Below are 14,496 nucleotides of genomic sequence, written 5' to 3'. Positions count from 1 at the left end.
AAGCAGACGTATCATAATCGGTCATTTTTGCCACAATGGCGACTCACTATAATGGCTCCTGATGATAATTTATTTCAGAGCGCCAAATGTCCGACAAACACCTGTTTCAGAGCAGTACGCTTAACCACCTCTATTTAACCAATCGCCTGATGGTAGCACCGATGACGCGCATCTCCGCCAGCGTGGACGGTGTCCCGGGCGAGCGTATGCAGCAGTACTACACGCGTTTTGCCCGCGGTGGCTTTGGCGCAGTAATCACCGAAGGCCTCTACATTGATGAAGCCTGGTCACAGACTTACGCTTTTCAGGCCGGGCTGGTCAATCGCCAGCAGATCGCCGGCTGGCGGGCCATCACCGACAGCGTGCACCAGCACGGCAGCAAAATCATTGCACAGCTGATGCACGCCGGTGCGATATCGCAGGGCAATATTTACCGGCGCGATACGCTGGCGCCTTCGGCGATCCCGCCACGTGGCGAACAACTGCGGTTTTACCATGGCCACGGCGCTTATCCGTTGCCGCGCGCCATGAGCGATGCGCAGATTGAGCAGGTGATTGACGCCTTTGCTGACAGCGCGGCGCGTGCCATTGAGGCAGCCGGTTTTGACGGCATTGAAATTCACGCGGCCAACGGTTATCTGCTCGATCAGTTCTTTACCGATTACACCAACCAGCGCAGCGACCGTTGGGGCGGCGATATTATCGCAAGACTGACGCTGACGCGGGAGGTGATCGCCGCGGTGCGTCAGCGCATCGGTGCCAACGTCACGCTGGGCGTGCGGATTTCTCAGGGGAAAGTGAATGATTTTACGCATAAATGGCAGGAGGGCGCTGCCGGAGCGCGCCAGGTGTTTGCGCTGCTTGCCGACTCAGGTATCGATTATCTGCACCTGACCGAGCATGATGCGTTGCAGCCAGCGTTCGCGGACGCGGCAGAATCGCTGCTACAGCTGGCGCGCCAGGCTGCGCCACAGTTGCCGGTGGTGATCAACGGGTCGCTGTCAGATGCCGAACGCGCCGGCATGGCGTTGTATCAGGGCGCAGATTATGTGGCGCTGGGCAAAAGCGCGCTGGCCAATCCGGACTGGCCACAGCGCGTTCGCCACGGCCAGCCGCTGCGCGCCTTCGATCAAAACCTGCTGGCACCGTCCGCGGATGTTAAAAACAGCGAGCTGGTATAAGCGCCGTTTTCGGTCGCCATCCATGGCGACCCTGCCACAACGGCTCAAAACGCATGCCCGCGCACCAGCAACAATGCTATGGTGTTTTTGTCGGGTGCGTATTGCTGCGCATCAGCAACAATGGTGTGTGATTTTGTCGGGTGGGTATTGCTGCGCATCAGCAGCAATAGTGTGTAATTTTGTAGGGTGCGCATTGATGCGCACCTGGATAAACCCAACACTACCCAGCCCGCTTAACGTTTAAACGCCCAGCTCAGCTTACCGTTATCGGCGCTTAACTTGTGCAGCGCCTTCTGGTTCACCGCGTCTCTGGCACCGAGCGCCTTTGCCGTCAGCGGACCGCTATCACTCTGCGCAATCACCGTATCCTTCGGCACGCTCACCATCTTCTCCGCCACCTTTTTCACCGCTGCGGCGTAGCCGTCGCGGTCGCGCAGGTTGAACGCTTTCAGCGGCAGTTCCCGGCTCAGCCACTGTCCCCAGAAAAATTCAAGGAACGGCGGCGGGTTGTCTGGCTTATCGAAGCCGATATCGCGCACAAAGTAGATCAGCGAACGATACTCATCATCCTGCATATGCTGGCGACCCAGCTCCTGCGGCAGTGCTTCGGGGGCGATCTTACCGTTTGGCGTCTCCAGCCACACCAGATGTGCCGCCGCCATTTTCTGCCAGAAAGCAGCCTGGCTTTTCAGCGGGCGGAAATCATCGGTAATGCGCACCTGCACCGGCGTTGACAGGCCGGCCATGTCAGCAAAGTTGCTGAACGTGTGGTGGCCATCAGTCAGGTACAGTTGATTATCCGGGCCGATCACCGCGGTTTTCATCGGGCCGGGTTCGCTGCCGACCGGCGCCTTACAGCTGAAACTGGCCGGATCGCGCACGGTGGAGCGCGGCGTGAAACTTTTCACCCCTTTTTGTCCCATGCTTTCGCAATAGTCATCGAACAGCTTTTCCGGATCGGCCTGATAACGATGCTGCTTGTAATCCAGCTGGCGATAACCAATGGCGGCCTGAGTGGGATGCAGCTGCGCCAGTTCGACCTGCACAATTTCTCCGGCTTTGATGTCGGGCGGCAGGGCGGCAAAGGCGGGGACGGTACTGAATAGCAAGGCTAATAACGGCAGGGACGCTTTCATTCCATTTTCTCCTGAAGATCTCCCGGTGGAGCAACACGATAGCATTCCTGTCATCTTCCCGCTCTAGTGTTGTGGCTCGCGGTTGCGTTGAGGCAACCACTTATCCAGACATCTGACCACAACGGAGCACCTGCTTTATGATTTCTGCCACACAGCCTCCCGCTAAACTGCAACACACCGCGATCAATCCCAGCGTCCGTCTGCGCGACACGCAGATTGGTCAGCAGTGTGAAATTCTGGCGCACAGTTATCTGGAATACAGCGAACTGGGTGATTTTTCCTACCTTGGGGAACACTGCTGCGTGGCGGATGCGCAGATTGGCCGCTTCACGGCCATCGCCAATCAGGTGCGTATCGGGGCACCGAATCATCCGATGGATCGCGCCTCACAGCATCGCTTCACCTACTGCCCGGAGTATTACGACAGCCGCGCGCAGCGCGATGCCGGTTTCTTCGCCGGACGCCGTGCCGATCGGGTGATCATTGGTCACGATGTGTGGATCGGTCACGGCGTGATTGTCCTGCCTGGCGTGACGGTCGGTGACGGCGCCGTGCTGGCGGCCGGGGCGGTGGTGAGTAAAGATGTGCCGCCTTACACCATCGTCGGCGGTGTGCCGGCGAAACCGATTCGCGCCCGTTTCAGCGCTGACATCGCGGCGCAGCTGCAGGCGATTGCCTGGTGGAACTGGCCGCTGGAGAAGCTGATGGCGCACCTGGCGGATTTTCAGTCGCCGGATATCGCCGCCTTCTGCCAGCGGCACGGGCGATAACCCTTACACGGCCTGCTGCGCGGCGGCTGGCGGCGCATCGGCTTGCAGGCGTTTCTCGGGCTGCAGCAGCGTCATGGCCAGCATGCTGCCAAAGGCGATACAGGCGGTGACGGTAAACATGGCGTTATAACCGTAGTACTGCGCCAGCCAGCCGCACAGCATCGGTGAAATGATCGACGCGAGGTTGGCGATAGCCAGAGTCATGCCGCTGAAGGTGCCGACCGATGCCTTCGGCGTCACGTCAATCACGATCGACCAGTAGACGTTATTCACCAGCGCATTGAGCGCGTTGCCGAGCGTCATCAGCGCGATAATCCCGACAGCAGATCCGACCCAGGGAATGGCCATAAAGCAGCAGGCGGTGGCGCACAGCGTCACAGCGGCAAACAGGTTGCGCGCCAGCCGCAGATTGTTAAAGCGCGCCAGCAGGCGATCGGCGATGCGCCCGCCCAGCAGCACCGTCAGGCAGGCACCGCTCCAGGGGATCATCGCCACATACCACAGCGAGTGCAGTTCATAGTGGAAATTATCCTGCAGATATTTCGGCAGCCAGGTCACCAGGGTAAAGGTGATGTAGAGGAAACTGAAATAGCCCAGCGCGTTACACACCAGCGTGCGGCTGGTGAAGAAGCGCCACCACGGCAGCGCGCCTTCGTCCTGCACCTGCTGGCGTTGCCCGGCAATGATCAGCTGACGCTCGACGGCATTGGCACGCGGATGCTGCTGTGGCGTATCAGTAAAGTGGCGGGCGAACAGCAGCATCGCCAGCAGTGAAAACGCACCGAGCAGCATAAACATCATGCGCCAGTCGTTGGTGAGCAGCAGCAGTCCGACGGCAATCGGTGCGGTCAGCAGCGAGCCCACCTGGGTGCTCAGCAGGCCAATTCCCAGCGCGAAACCGCGTTCGTTATCCGGTGCCCAGTGGGCGATGGTTTTGTTCATCAACGCGTAGGCCGGCCCTTCGCTGAAGCCAAACAGCACGCGCAGTGCAGCAAACCCCATGATCGCCGAGCCGCCAAACAGCGCCATGCCCAGCTCTCCGGCCCAGGCGGTGGCGATCTCCAGCAGCGACCACAGAATGCCGGCCATCAGCCAGACCTTTTTGGTGCCCAGCCGATCGGCAAGGAAACCGCCGCACAGCGACCCGAACAGATAGCCAAAGCCAAAGTAGCCCAGCACAGCACCGAGTTGCACTTTACTGAAGTGAAATTCCTGCGAGATGGCGTTGGCGGCGAACGAGAGCGCACCGCGGTCGATGTAGTTAATCAGTGCGATGAGAAACAGCAGCGAGAAAATGGTGTAGCGGGTTGAGGACGCTTTCATCATGCGACTCCTGAAAATGAACACAGGAATCATTAAGCAAAGGTAATGCCAGATTGCTAAGGCTGCTAACTAATTAGTGTCCGCTATGCCATAGTGCCCGCGCCGCCGCAGTGGGAACCATCGCGCTGGCTAATAAATAGTCGCTATCTGAGCGTGCTGCACCAAACCGATCGCCGGCACGATCGGTTACGGTGCGCTGCATCACACTACCGGCTGCGTAACCACCGCGGCACTGCGCAGTGGCTCCTGACCTAAGCCAACGTGCAGCAGAATCTGGCTGCGGTAATGCGCATCCGCTTCATGCTGCTCGTCACTCTGTAATAAACCGACCTCATTCACATTTTTTCCCGCGACCTGCACCTTAGTGCGTGCCGCGCTGCGCATCCACTCATACTCAATATCGATATGGCCGGTATCAATGCAGCGAATGCCGTGCTGACTGAGGTCGTAAGCCAGCACGGTTGCCGTCGGTCCAAGGGAGATCAATACCATGTCGAACTCGCGCGCGTGCGCCAGAACATTACTGTATAGCTCGTTATAAACCGAAAACGCGTTACGGTTGAGGGTGGTAATGCGCCGGATCTGCCGTGCGCCATCCAGCAGATCGTTCCCGAGACCAAGGCGCGTGCCGCTACCCTCAACAATCAGAATTTTTTTATCGTGAAACAGCTGTTTAAATTTGGCAAAAATACGTGCCGCCGGCTGTTTATCTTTATAATCATGATAAGGTCGCGTTACCGACGTATTACCATAGCGATAGCCTTTCTTTAATAAATGCTCATAGTGGCGAAAGAAAAACGCTTTATGAAAAAACCAGAAAAGCGCTGAGCCAAAACGCATATTCCCGGTGCCGCGAAAGGCATCAGGCATACACAGCAGACAGCGATTATCGCTCTGCGTGCCACGGCGCATGATCTCTTTCAGGCGAATGGAAAGGCGTTCATCAAAAGACTGAAAGCCAATATTCTTAAATAGCGTCATTTCCAGTTCCCCATCCCCATAGCGGCACACTGAGAGCCGGTCATCGCTGAGCAGCAGATCGATGGTCTGTTCTGCTGACAGGACCTGGTATTGCCGGGCGTGCGCATTGGCCACGGGAAATTTAATGGCAGCGTGTGTGAGTTTAAATGGAAAACGTAATTTGCGATAAAAAGCGTCTGCGCTGATCATAATAACCTTCTTTTTATAAGCGGCTTTGCCGCAGAGCAGTCAGATAATGTATATCACCGATTAATTTGTCAGACAGGCTAAGGAAACTCTCAAAATAATAAATACGCTATTTCATTTATCAATGTCACTGCGCCGGACAGACGCTATTTTTAGAGCAAAGCGCAGCGTTGCCTGCTTTTTTACCATCAGCTTCTGACATGACCAGGACAAATCGCATTTGTATGCCACTAATCAATTAAATAATTTCACCAGAAATACGTACGCCGACAAATTGCAGGCTGCCGGGAAGCACGCCTGTCGCGCCTTTAGTCATATCGCACGCTGCGTTATCAAAAAATGCGGATTTTCCTGATGATTGATTAATTTCCTCCAACAAAATTGAAACGTGATTTCACTCACACTACGAGCGAAGCGGGGCGCAGCATGAAGGAGCAGAGCTACATTGATAAGCGGCACTAACGACACGCCGCCAGGCAGATTTTTAACTAACGGTTACGTAAGTTAAGATTTTGTTGAGTTTATGTGTCTTTAGTTTGGGGTGGTTAATAATGATGAGCGTTGAGGGATTCGCATGATAAACAAACTGACCAGTCTCGTGCTGGCGATTCTGGGTGTTGCGCTGCTCTATATGGGCGGCAAGCTGCTGATGATGGGCGGCAGCGCATTTTACGCATTGATGGCGGTGGGATTACTGATCACCGCCATTTTACTGTTCCGCAATCAGCGCAGCGCGCTGACCCTGTATGCGGTGCTGATGTGGATCACGCTGGCATGGATGATCTGGGAAGTCGGCTTCGACAAGTGGCAGTGGATCCCGCGCGGCGATCTGTTTGGCGTGATCGGCCTGTGGCTGGCGATGCCGTGGGTGGTCAAACCGCTGTATCAGGGACAGCGTCGCTTCCACGGCCTGCTCGGCAGCACGGTGGCCATCATGATTGTACTGGTGATTGGATTATGCTTTTACGATCCACTGCCGCAGGCCGGCACCATCACCAATGCGCGTGAACAAAACAGCGAGCAGGGCGCGAGCGCTGACTGGACCGCCTACGGCGGCACCGCCGACGGCCTGCGTTTCTCCGCCCTGAATCAGATCACCAAAGAGAACGTGCGCAATCTCGAAGTGGCCTGGACCTATCACACCGGCGATCTGCGTCAGGATAACGATGCCACGGAATACACCTTCGAAGCCACGCCGCTGAAAGCCAACGGCATGCTCTATTTCTGTACGCCGCACAATGAGGTCCACGCGCTCGATCCGCAGAGTGGTGCGGTGAAGTGGAAATACACGCCGGCGAAAGATCGTTCTTATCTGCAGCAGCATCAGACCTGCCGTGGCGTCAGCTATTACGCGGGCGCACCGGTTGCCGCACAGGACACGGCGGCGACGCCGGCGATGTGCCGCAAGCGCATCTTTAACGCCACCACCGATGCCCGGCTGATTGCGCTGGATGCCGACAGCGGCAAACCGTGCGCCGATTTTGGCAACAACGGAGTGGTGGATCTGCATGCCAATATGGGTGAGGTTCGTCCACACGCGTTGATGCAGACCGCCGCGCCGCTGGTCGCGGGCAATCTGGTGATTGTCGGCGGCTCGGTTATGGATAACGGCTTCAACAGCGGTAACCCCTCTGGCGTAATTCGCGCCTATGATGTGCAAAGTGGTCGTCTGGTGTGGAACTTTGATCCGGCTAATCCGCAAAATACCGCGCCGATAGCTGCTGGCCAGACCTATCCGCAGGATACGCCGGTGGCCTGGGGTACGCTGAGCGCTGACCTGAAAAACGGCCTGATGTATGTGCCGTTTGGCAACGCCTCGCCGGATGAACTGGGCATCGAGCGCGATGCCAATAGCAATACAGAGAAATTCCGTGATGCGTTAGTGGCGCTCGATCTGCAGACCGGTGCATTCAAATGGCGCTATCAGAGCTCCCATCACGATCTGTGGGACCGCGATAATCCGTCACAGCCATCGCTGGTCGATATCGATTATCAGGGCCAGAAACAGCCGGTGGTGATCCTGCCGACCAAAACCGGCAACCTGTTTGTACTCAATCGCCTGACCGGCCAGCCGGTTTATCCGGTTAACGACGTGAAGGTTTCGACGGAAGGCGGCGTGCCGGGCGAGAAATTCGCCGCCACCCAGCCGGTATCCAGCCTGAACTTTATTCCGCAGCCGCTGACTGAGAAGTCAATGTGGGGCATCACGCCGTTTGATCAAATGGCCTGCCGTATGGATTTCCGCAGCCTGCGCTATGACGGCAATCCGTGGACGCCAGCCACAGAAGGCGGCTCGCTGGTGTTCCCGGGCAATATCGGGGTGTTTAACTGGGGATCGGTGGCGGTTGATCCGCAGCGTCAGATGCTGATTGCCGCACCGGTGCGCCTCGCCTACAAATACAACCTGATCAAGCGTACGCCTGCCACGGCGACGGAGCGCCTGTTCACCAAAGATGGCCAGCCTTACTGGAACGAAAACTTCCACGGTGATTACGCCATCCACATCCAGCAGCTGGCCTCCGGTCTCGGCATTCCGTGCATTGCACCGCCGTGGGGCCGCATGGTCGGCGTAGATTTGAAAACCGGCAAAACCGAATGGCTGCGTCGCGTTGGCACCACGAAAAACCTGAAAACCAGCTTCCTGCCAGGCCGCTTCCCGATTGGCTTCCCGATGGGCATGGTGGCGCACGGCGGGCCACTGCTGACGGCCGGCGATCTGGTGTTCCACGGTGCGACCGCAGATAACTTCATTCGCGCCTATGACAGCACCACCGGCGAACTGCTGTGGCAGCAGGAGCTTAGCGCCGGCGCGCAGGCGACGCCATCCACTTACATGGGCAGCGACGGTAAGCAGTACGTGGTGATTGCCGCAGGCGGTCACGGTTCGCTCGGCACCAAAGCCGGCGACAGCGTGGTGGCGTTCCGTCTGAAATAATCCTGTCTATGCAATAAAGGCGCCCGCGGGCGCCTTTTTTATTTTTATAAATCAGCTCATTAACGCTTGGCGCGCTCGGTTTGCACCCGCTGGGCAATGCGATCGCCAATCGTCTGGTCGATGTTGCGCCAGTACTCAAACGCGCGCGACAGCACTGGCTCCTCCACGCCGTTGAGCAGATGACCGCTGACGTTATTCACCAGACGATCACGTGCCGCCTCATCCAGCACTTTATTGACCAGCGTATTGGCCTGGCCAAAGTCATCATCATCCTGACGCAGCGTGTAGGGCGCGCGCACCATGTTGCCGTGCGCTTCCCAGGTGGAATCCGTCGGGTAGCGCTCGCCGTCCGCCGCCGGACCGCCTTTCGAGTTCGGCGCGTAGACCGGATCGCTGACCGGATTGATGCGCATCGCGCCATCCTTGCTGTAGCTGTGCACCGGTGCCTGTGGGGCGTTGACCGGAATCTGCTTGTAGTTAACGCCAAGACGGGCGCGGTGGGCATCGGCATAGGCAAACACCCGGCCAATCAGCATTTTATCCGGGCTCAGGCCAATGCCGGGCACCAGGTTGTTTGGTTCAAACGCCGCCTGTTCAATCTGCGCATGGTTGTCGGTCGGGTTACGGTTGAGCATCAGTTTGCCGACTTTAATCAGCGGATAATCGCTGTGTGGCCAGACCTTGGTCAGATCAAACGGGTTGAAGCGGTAGGTTTCCGCCTCGGCGAACGGCATGATCTGCATGTACAGCGTCCAGCTGGGGAAATCACCATTTTTGATGGCGGTGAACAGATCGCGCGTGTGGTAATCGCCGTCCTGGCCGGCCAGCAGATCGGCGTTATCCTGCGTCAGGAACTCCACGCCCTGATCGGTTTTGAAGTGGTATTTAACCCAGAATTTCTCCCCGGCGGCGTTAACCCACATATAGGTGTGGCTGGAGTAACCGTTCATGTGGCGCCAGCTTTTCGGAATGCCGCGGTCGCCCATTAGCCAGGTCACCTGGTGCGCCGACTCTGGCGACAGCGTCCAGAAATCCCACTGCATATCGTTATCGCGCAGATTGTTGTCGGCACGGCGCTTCTGCGAACGGATAAAGTGCTGGAACTTCATCGGGTCACGAATAAAGAACACCGGCGTGTTATTGCCCACCATGTCGTAGTTGCCTTCGCTGGTGTAAAACTTGATCGCGAAGCCGCGCGGATCGCGCCAGGTGTCCGGGCTGCCACGCTCGCCGGCCACGGTGGAGAAGCGCATTACCACATCAGTTTTGGTGCCGGGCTGAAATACCGCCGCTTTGGTGTAGCGGCTGACATCTTCTGTCACCTGAAAATAGCCAAACGCACCGCTGCCTTTGGCGTGCGGCTGACGCTCTGGAATCCGTTCGCGGTTGAAGTTAGCCATCTGCTCAATCAGGTAGTGATCGTGCAGCATCAGCGGGCCGTCAGGACCGACGGACAAAGAATGTTCGTCGCTGGCTACCGGAATGCCAGCATCCGTGGTGGTCGGCTTGCGATCGTCATTGCTCATAATATCTCCAGCTTTTGTAAGGATAATCCAACCACTAAGCGTAGCAGCGAGGCGCAGGCTTGCCCGAATAATTGCGCCGTCTCATCTGGTTGCCGCATTAAGCGATGCGGCACAGCTCGCAAATTTGTTTTTTATTTCTGCTGCTGGCTAAGCAGATTTTCCCTGCCGGAAAAAGCGCCATTCTGCGAATGGGATCGGAAAAGAAAAATTAATTCACCCGTCTTTTAAGACAGGTCGCAAAGGATTTTTCCATTTAAGTAAAAACAGACCTCGAATTAATCAATCATTTTATAACTTCATGTAAAATATCACTTTTTAATTTAATGATATTGATCAAAAAGAACCGCAATCCGCTTATTTATGCTCTCGCTGCGTCAAAGGCAATCCCGTTGTAATTAATGAATGGACATAATAAGAGAGATAAATATGGTGATGCATAAGGCTAAAACCGCGCGCCTGGCGCTGGCTATCGCGGGGATGATGGTGGGTGGCAGTGCAGCGGCACAGTCATTAACGCTGGAGCAGCGTCTGGCCCAGCTGGAAGAGAAAATCGCGCGCGATGAGCAGCAGCAAAAGGAGGCGAGCGCCGGAACAACCAACACGTTCCGCTTTTCCGGCTACGCCCGTTCCGGCCTGCTGGTTAATGATAAAGGGCGCGGTGGACGTGCCGGACCTGCTATTTCGCCTGCCAGTTCGATCGGCGGCGATGCGCATATTGGCCGGTTAGGTAATGAAAAAGATCACTACATCGAGCTGGGCTTTCATAACCAAACCCGGTTCAGTAATGGTTCGTGGGCCAATTTCAAAGCGCTGCTGGCAGATGGCTCATCCAGTCCGGACCCGTGGGTGCAGAATAATGACAACAACCTGAATATCCGCCAGGTATATGTCGAAATGGGGGATCTGCCCAGCTTTGGGGGCGCCGCGCAACATGCCTCGCTGTGGGCGGGCAAACGCTTTGACGGCGACAATTTTGATCTGCACTTCACCGATACCGATATCGTCTTTCTTGGCGGCACCGGTGGCGGCATCAGCAACCTGCAATGGAACGAGCAATGGCGCAGCGATTTCTCCATTTATGGCCGCAGTTTTGGCGACCTGGGCAGCAGCCGCTACGACGATAACAACGTGCAAAACCTGCTGCTGACCTCTAACCAGTTTTACGGTAACTGGCAGTGGATGCTGACCGGCATGAGCGCAAACGGCAACGACGAGCTGAAAGGGCGCGCATCGACCACCGGCAGCTATGCGCTGCGCAGTGACGATACGGCAAAGCACGGCGTGTTTACCATGCTGGCCTGGCACGATAAAAACCGCTTCTACGGACTGGCACCGGGCAGCAGCACTCACGCCATTCAGTGGGGGAAAGGGCTGGGCGCAGAAACCCGGCAGATCGGTGGCGACGGCGACTTAACGCGCAACGCCAGCGCGCTGCGACTGGCCACTTTTGGCGTGATGCCACTGAGCGATCGCTGGTCAGTGGCCCCGTCGCTACTGGCGCAGCACAGCGAGGATCGCTACCGTAAAGGCGATCGCTATGACTGGGCAACCATCAACCTGCGCGCATCCCAGGCGATTACGGAAAACTTTGCGCTGCAATATGAAGCGTCGTGGCTGTATATGGACCTCAAACCCAATGGCCGCAGCTATCAGGATGGCGGCAGCATCGCGACGTACAACGCGGTGAAGGGCGACGTATACAAGCTGACCTTTGCGCCAACATTTAAAGTCGGCAACATCAACGACATGCTGGTGCGACCGGAGATTCGGCTGTTCGCGACCTGGATGAACTGGTCTAAAGCGCTGGACAACTATGCGCTGAACGATGATTTCGGCAGCGCGGGCTTTACCGCTGGCGGTAGCTGGAACTTTGGCGTACAGGCAGAAGTGTGGTTCTGAGTTCGCCTTTCGCGCTGACCGGCTGAAGGAAGGTTGCACGGTGCGAGGCGTTGAAAAATGCCTCGCACCGCATCCGACGAAGCCTGCCAGCCAGCGGTAAAGCTGCATTCAGTCACCGATTGCGGCTATAGTGCAACGTACTGAACCTGAAGCGATAAGGAATCGTTGTGACCATTGCCTGCCTGCATACCGCCGCCAGTAATATTGCTATTTTTGATGACGCCGCACAGTCGCTCGGCATTCCGCCTCAGCAAATCAGCCATCTGGTGATGCCACATCTGCTGGCAGAAGCAGAGCTCAGCGGTGGCATGACGCCGGCCCAGCAGCAGCGTCTGGAGCAGCTGTTACTCAGCCTGACGCCGTGGTTCGACGCGATACTGATTACCTGCTCAACCTTAGGTGCCGCCGCGGACAGCCTGCGCGATGCACAACAGCGCTGTGCGGTTTATCGCACTGACCGTATGCTGGCGGACGAAGTGCATCGCCGTGGCGCACCCGCGCTGGTGCTGTGTGCCGCGGAGTCTACGCTGCACAGTACGCGCCAGCTGTTTTGCCCGGAGAGTCTGGCACCTGACCAGCGTCCGCAAGTCAGGCTTATCCCTGATGCCTGGGCCGCATTCAAAGCTGGCCGGCTGGACGACTATTACACGCTGATTGCCGATGCGGTCGCTCAGGGACAGCAGCAGGGCGCGGTTCAGGTGGCGTTAGCGCAGGTGTCAATGGCCGGCGCCGCGTCGCGTTTTCCTGTGCCACAGCGGCCACTCACCAGCCCGCACCTGGCGCTCAGCTTCGTACTGCAGCGGACTAAAGGCGCGGACGAAAGTCATTCAAAACCACTGATTTAAGCCAACAAAAAGCCCTACTGTTACGCAATTTTGCAGCCTTTATGATGGTCATCAGAACCTGATTTTTGAGGAAGCCACTGATGAACGTGATTAAAGCGCAGCGTGACCAGCTGTTTGAATACGGTCCCTTTACCATTCGCCGGCAGCGGCCGGGAGAACAACTGGGCGCGCTGGCGATTGTCGACCAGATGACGCTGAAGCCCGGCGCGGTGGTACCGATGCGCCGTCATCAGGATGATGAAATTTTCAGCTATGTCTGGCGCGGCTCGGTGCAGTACCGGCGCGAGGAGGGAGAGACTCTCGCCCTCAACGGCAAACGCGCACTGCTGGTGAACGCGGGCAGTGGGGTACGTCATGAAGAGTCAGCACCGCTGATTGAAAGCGAAATGCTGCAGGCGTACATCCGCCCGGCATCCGGCGGCGGTGAAGGGCAGGTGCAGAGCGTGTACCGGGCAGAAGGGGCGGCGCTTAACCAGTGGACGCTGCTGGCCGGTCCGCAGCACAGCGCGGCACCTTTGACGCTGCGTCAGGCCGTTTACATCTATGACGTCAGGCTGGATCGTGGCGCACAGATCGAGGTGCCGCATTTGCCGGGTTATGCCAGCTGGGTCACGGTGCTGGAGGGCATTGCACGCACCGGGGATGTGCGGCTGCTAAAAGGCGATGCGGTGAGCGATAGCGCTGCCTTGCCGGCTATCCACGGTGAACGCGACGCCCTGCTGGTCGCCTTTCTGGTGCAGCAGAATGCGCCTGCGGTGCTGAGCGGTACGCTAAGCGGCAGTTAAAACACCGGGTATGACACGGCTGGCATGCACGAAAGTGGCCAGTCGTGTCAGCGTGCCGCTGGCGATGTCACGCACTCAGGCGCTGCCGGCTTTTCGACTCAGCGTCCGATAACCCCTTATTTCGCGTGTGACACCTGTTCGTAGTAACCGATCTTCTCCACTTTGGCGGTCGAACCGCCACCTTCAAACTCGGATGCCAGCCAGGCGTTAACGATGTTTTTCGCCAGCTCCGGCCCGATTACGCGTGAGCCCATGGTCATGATCTGCGCATTGTTACTTTTGCGCGCGCGCTCGGCGGAGAAGGTGTCATGGCACTGCGCGGCGCGCACGCCTTCCACTTTATTGGCAACAATCGCGACGCCAATGCCGGTGCCACACAGCAAAATGCCGCGCTCAAACTGCTTTTGCTGCACCGCCGTAGCCAGCGCAAACGCCACGTCCGGATACATCGGGCGGTCATTCTGCGCATCGTTACTGTAATCAGTTACCTGATAATCCTGCTCTTCCAGCAGCTTTTTAATAATGTTTTTCAAATCGATAGCCGCATCATCGGCACCAATAGCGATAGTTTTCATCACGTCTCTCCAGTGATACAGGGTCTGACACCTGCACATATGTTCGTCAGGTGATTAGATGTTCACTGATAGCCTGCCACAAAATCAAACATATGTTCAATACTTGTTCATATGATTTAGCGATAGGCCAGTCAAAATCTCGCGCACCCCCTGATGTAACGATCGCGCAGCGCCGCTCTGCTGCGAAAAATCCTGAAAATGTCGCTGAAATCAAATCTCATGCGCACTGTCACACTTTCGCCAACTGCGCTTGAGGAGTGAGCAAATATCCGTGTAGTGTTCATTTGTTCGCATGACCCTATCCATGTACAAGAAGACCCATTGAGGACTCGAACATGTGTCATTTGCTTCTTA

12 protein-coding genes are annotated in these 14,496 nt (G+C 56.9%); 6 read left to right on the top strand and 6 right to left on the bottom strand.

The window, feature by feature from the left end:
- The first annotated feature begins 86 nt into the window (after positions 1-86).
- A complete protein-coding gene (locus F3J41_RS05680) occupies positions 87-1,181 on the top strand; it encodes an NADH:flavin oxidoreductase (protein ID WP_058774647.1) in 1,095 nt (364 codons plus the stop codon).
- Positions 1,182-1,225: 44 nt separating this feature from the next.
- Here the strand turns inward: F3J41_RS05680 and F3J41_RS05675 are convergent, their stop codons facing one another.
- Both F3J41_RS05675 and F3J41_RS05670 read right to left on the bottom strand, forming a co-directional pair.
- Positions 1,226-1,375: a hypothetical protein gene (locus tag F3J41_RS05675; protein WP_166710184.1), complete on the bottom strand. Its 150-nt coding sequence runs from the start codon at positions 1,373-1,375 to the stop codon at positions 1,226-1,228.
- A gap of 39 nt (positions 1,376-1,414) precedes the next feature.
- Entirely contained in the window at positions 1,415-2,317 is a 903-nt protein-coding gene (locus F3J41_RS05670) for a ParB/Srx family N-terminal domain-containing protein (protein ID WP_058774648.1), read from the bottom strand.
- 137 nt (positions 2,318-2,454) lie between these two features.
- On the opposite strand from F3J41_RS05670, the gene F3J41_RS05665 reads away from it, so the two are divergent.
- Positions 2,455-3,087, top strand: a complete 633-nt coding sequence (locus tag F3J41_RS05665; protein WP_058774649.1) for a DapH/DapD/GlmU-related protein — start codon at positions 2,455-2,457, stop codon at positions 3,085-3,087.
- 3 nt (positions 3,088-3,090) lie between these two features.
- Here F3J41_RS05665 and F3J41_RS05660 read toward each other — a convergent pair whose 3' ends face one another.
- Positions 3,091-4,410, bottom strand: coding sequence for an MFS transporter (locus F3J41_RS05660; RefSeq protein ID WP_166710276.1), 1,320 nt, complete (start codon positions 4,408-4,410; stop codon positions 3,091-3,093).
- 201 nt (positions 4,411-4,611) lie between these two features.
- A complete protein-coding gene (locus F3J41_RS05655) occupies positions 4,612-5,580 on the bottom strand; it encodes a GT-D fold domain-containing glycosyltransferase (RefSeq protein WP_166710182.1) in 969 nt (322 codons plus the stop codon).
- A gap of 571 nt (positions 5,581-6,151) precedes the next feature.
- Between F3J41_RS05655 and F3J41_RS05650 the strand changes: the two genes are divergently transcribed.
- Positions 6,152-8,512 carry a membrane-bound PQQ-dependent dehydrogenase, glucose/quinate/shikimate family gene (locus tag F3J41_RS05650; RefSeq protein ID WP_166710180.1) on the top strand — a complete coding sequence of 787 codons (2,361 nt, stop codon included), beginning with the start codon at positions 6,152-6,154 and terminating at the stop codon, positions 8,510-8,512.
- Positions 8,513-8,571: 59 nt separating this feature from the next.
- Here the strand turns inward: F3J41_RS05650 and F3J41_RS05645 are convergent, their stop codons facing one another.
- A complete protein-coding gene (locus F3J41_RS05645) occupies positions 8,572-10,038 on the bottom strand; it encodes a catalase (protein WP_021505996.1) in 1,467 nt (488 codons plus the stop codon).
- A 477-nt stretch (positions 10,039-10,515) separates the two neighbouring features.
- Here F3J41_RS05645 and F3J41_RS05640 point away from each other — a divergent pair, with 477 nt between their 5' ends.
- The 3 genes from F3J41_RS05640 (at position 10,516) to F3J41_RS05630 (ending at position 13,567) form a co-directional block, all read left to right on the top strand.
- The gene (locus tag F3J41_RS05640) at positions 10,516-11,937 is read left to right on the top strand and encodes a carbohydrate porin (protein WP_071813574.1); all 1,422 of its coding nucleotides are present in this window, start codon (positions 10,516-10,518) and stop codon (positions 11,935-11,937) included.
- 167 nt (positions 11,938-12,104) lie between these two features.
- Positions 12,105-12,782 (top strand): glutamate racemase, encoded by a 678-nt coding sequence (locus tag F3J41_RS05635; RefSeq protein WP_166710178.1) that lies wholly within the window; start codon positions 12,105-12,107, stop codon positions 12,780-12,782.
- An 80-nt stretch (positions 12,783-12,862) separates the two neighbouring features.
- Complete coding sequence (locus tag F3J41_RS05630) at positions 12,863-13,567, top strand: pirin family protein (RefSeq protein WP_166710176.1); 705 nt, start codon at positions 12,863-12,865, stop codon at positions 13,565-13,567.
- Between the two features lie 116 nt (positions 13,568-13,683).
- Here F3J41_RS05630 and F3J41_RS05625 read toward each other — a convergent pair whose 3' ends face one another.
- Entirely contained in the window at positions 13,684-14,142 is a 459-nt protein-coding gene (locus F3J41_RS05625) for an RpiB/LacA/LacB family sugar-phosphate isomerase (RefSeq protein WP_021506001.1), read from the bottom strand.
- Between the last annotated feature and the right edge of the window lie 354 nt (positions 14,143-14,496).

The organism is Pantoea sp. Ap-870 (assembly GCF_011752515.1).
Classification (GTDB): Bacteria; Pseudomonadota; Gammaproteobacteria; order Enterobacterales; family Enterobacteriaceae; genus Pantoea; species Pantoea dispersa.
Note: the sequence above shows the minus strand (reverse complement) of the source record. Positions and strands in the feature narration are given on the sequence as shown.

Excerpts from the sequence above, each read along its gene's own strand:
- F3J41_RS05645 (WP_021505996.1), bottom strand. The coding sequence starts at position 10,038 with ATGAGCAATGACGATCGCAAGCCGACCACCACGGATGCTGGCATTCCG.
- F3J41_RS05660 (WP_166710276.1), bottom strand. The coding sequence starts at position 4,410 with ATGAAAGCGTCCTCAACCCGCTACACCATTTTCTCGCTGCTGTTTCTC.
- F3J41_RS05670 (WP_058774648.1), bottom strand. The coding sequence starts at position 2,317 with ATGAAAGCGTCCCTGCCGTTATTAGCCTTGCTATTCAGTACCGTCCCC.
- F3J41_RS05630 (WP_166710176.1), top strand. The coding sequence starts at position 12,863 with ATGAACGTGATTAAAGCGCAGCGTGACCAGCTGTTTGAATACGGTCCC.
- F3J41_RS05650 (WP_166710180.1), top strand. The coding sequence starts at position 6,152 with ATGATAAACAAACTGACCAGTCTCGTGCTGGCGATTCTGGGTGTTGCG.
- F3J41_RS05640 (WP_071813574.1), top strand. The coding sequence starts at position 10,516 with ATGATGGTGGGTGGCAGTGCAGCGGCACAGTCATTAACGCTGGAGCAG.
- F3J41_RS05665 (WP_058774649.1), top strand. The coding sequence starts at position 2,455 with ATGATTTCTGCCACACAGCCTCCCGCTAAACTGCAACACACCGCGATC.
- F3J41_RS05655 (WP_166710182.1), bottom strand. The coding sequence starts at position 5,580 with ATGATCAGCGCAGACGCTTTTTATCGCAAATTACGTTTTCCATTTAAA.
- F3J41_RS05675 (WP_166710184.1), bottom strand. The coding sequence starts at position 1,375 with ATGCGCACCCTACAAAATTACACACTATTGCTGCTGATGCGCAGCAAT.
- F3J41_RS05625 (WP_021506001.1), bottom strand. The coding sequence starts at position 14,142 with ATGAAAACTATCGCTATTGGTGCCGATGATGCGGCTATCGATTTGAAA.
- F3J41_RS05680 (WP_058774647.1), top strand. The coding sequence starts at position 87 with ATGTCCGACAAACACCTGTTTCAGAGCAGTACGCTTAACCACCTCTAT.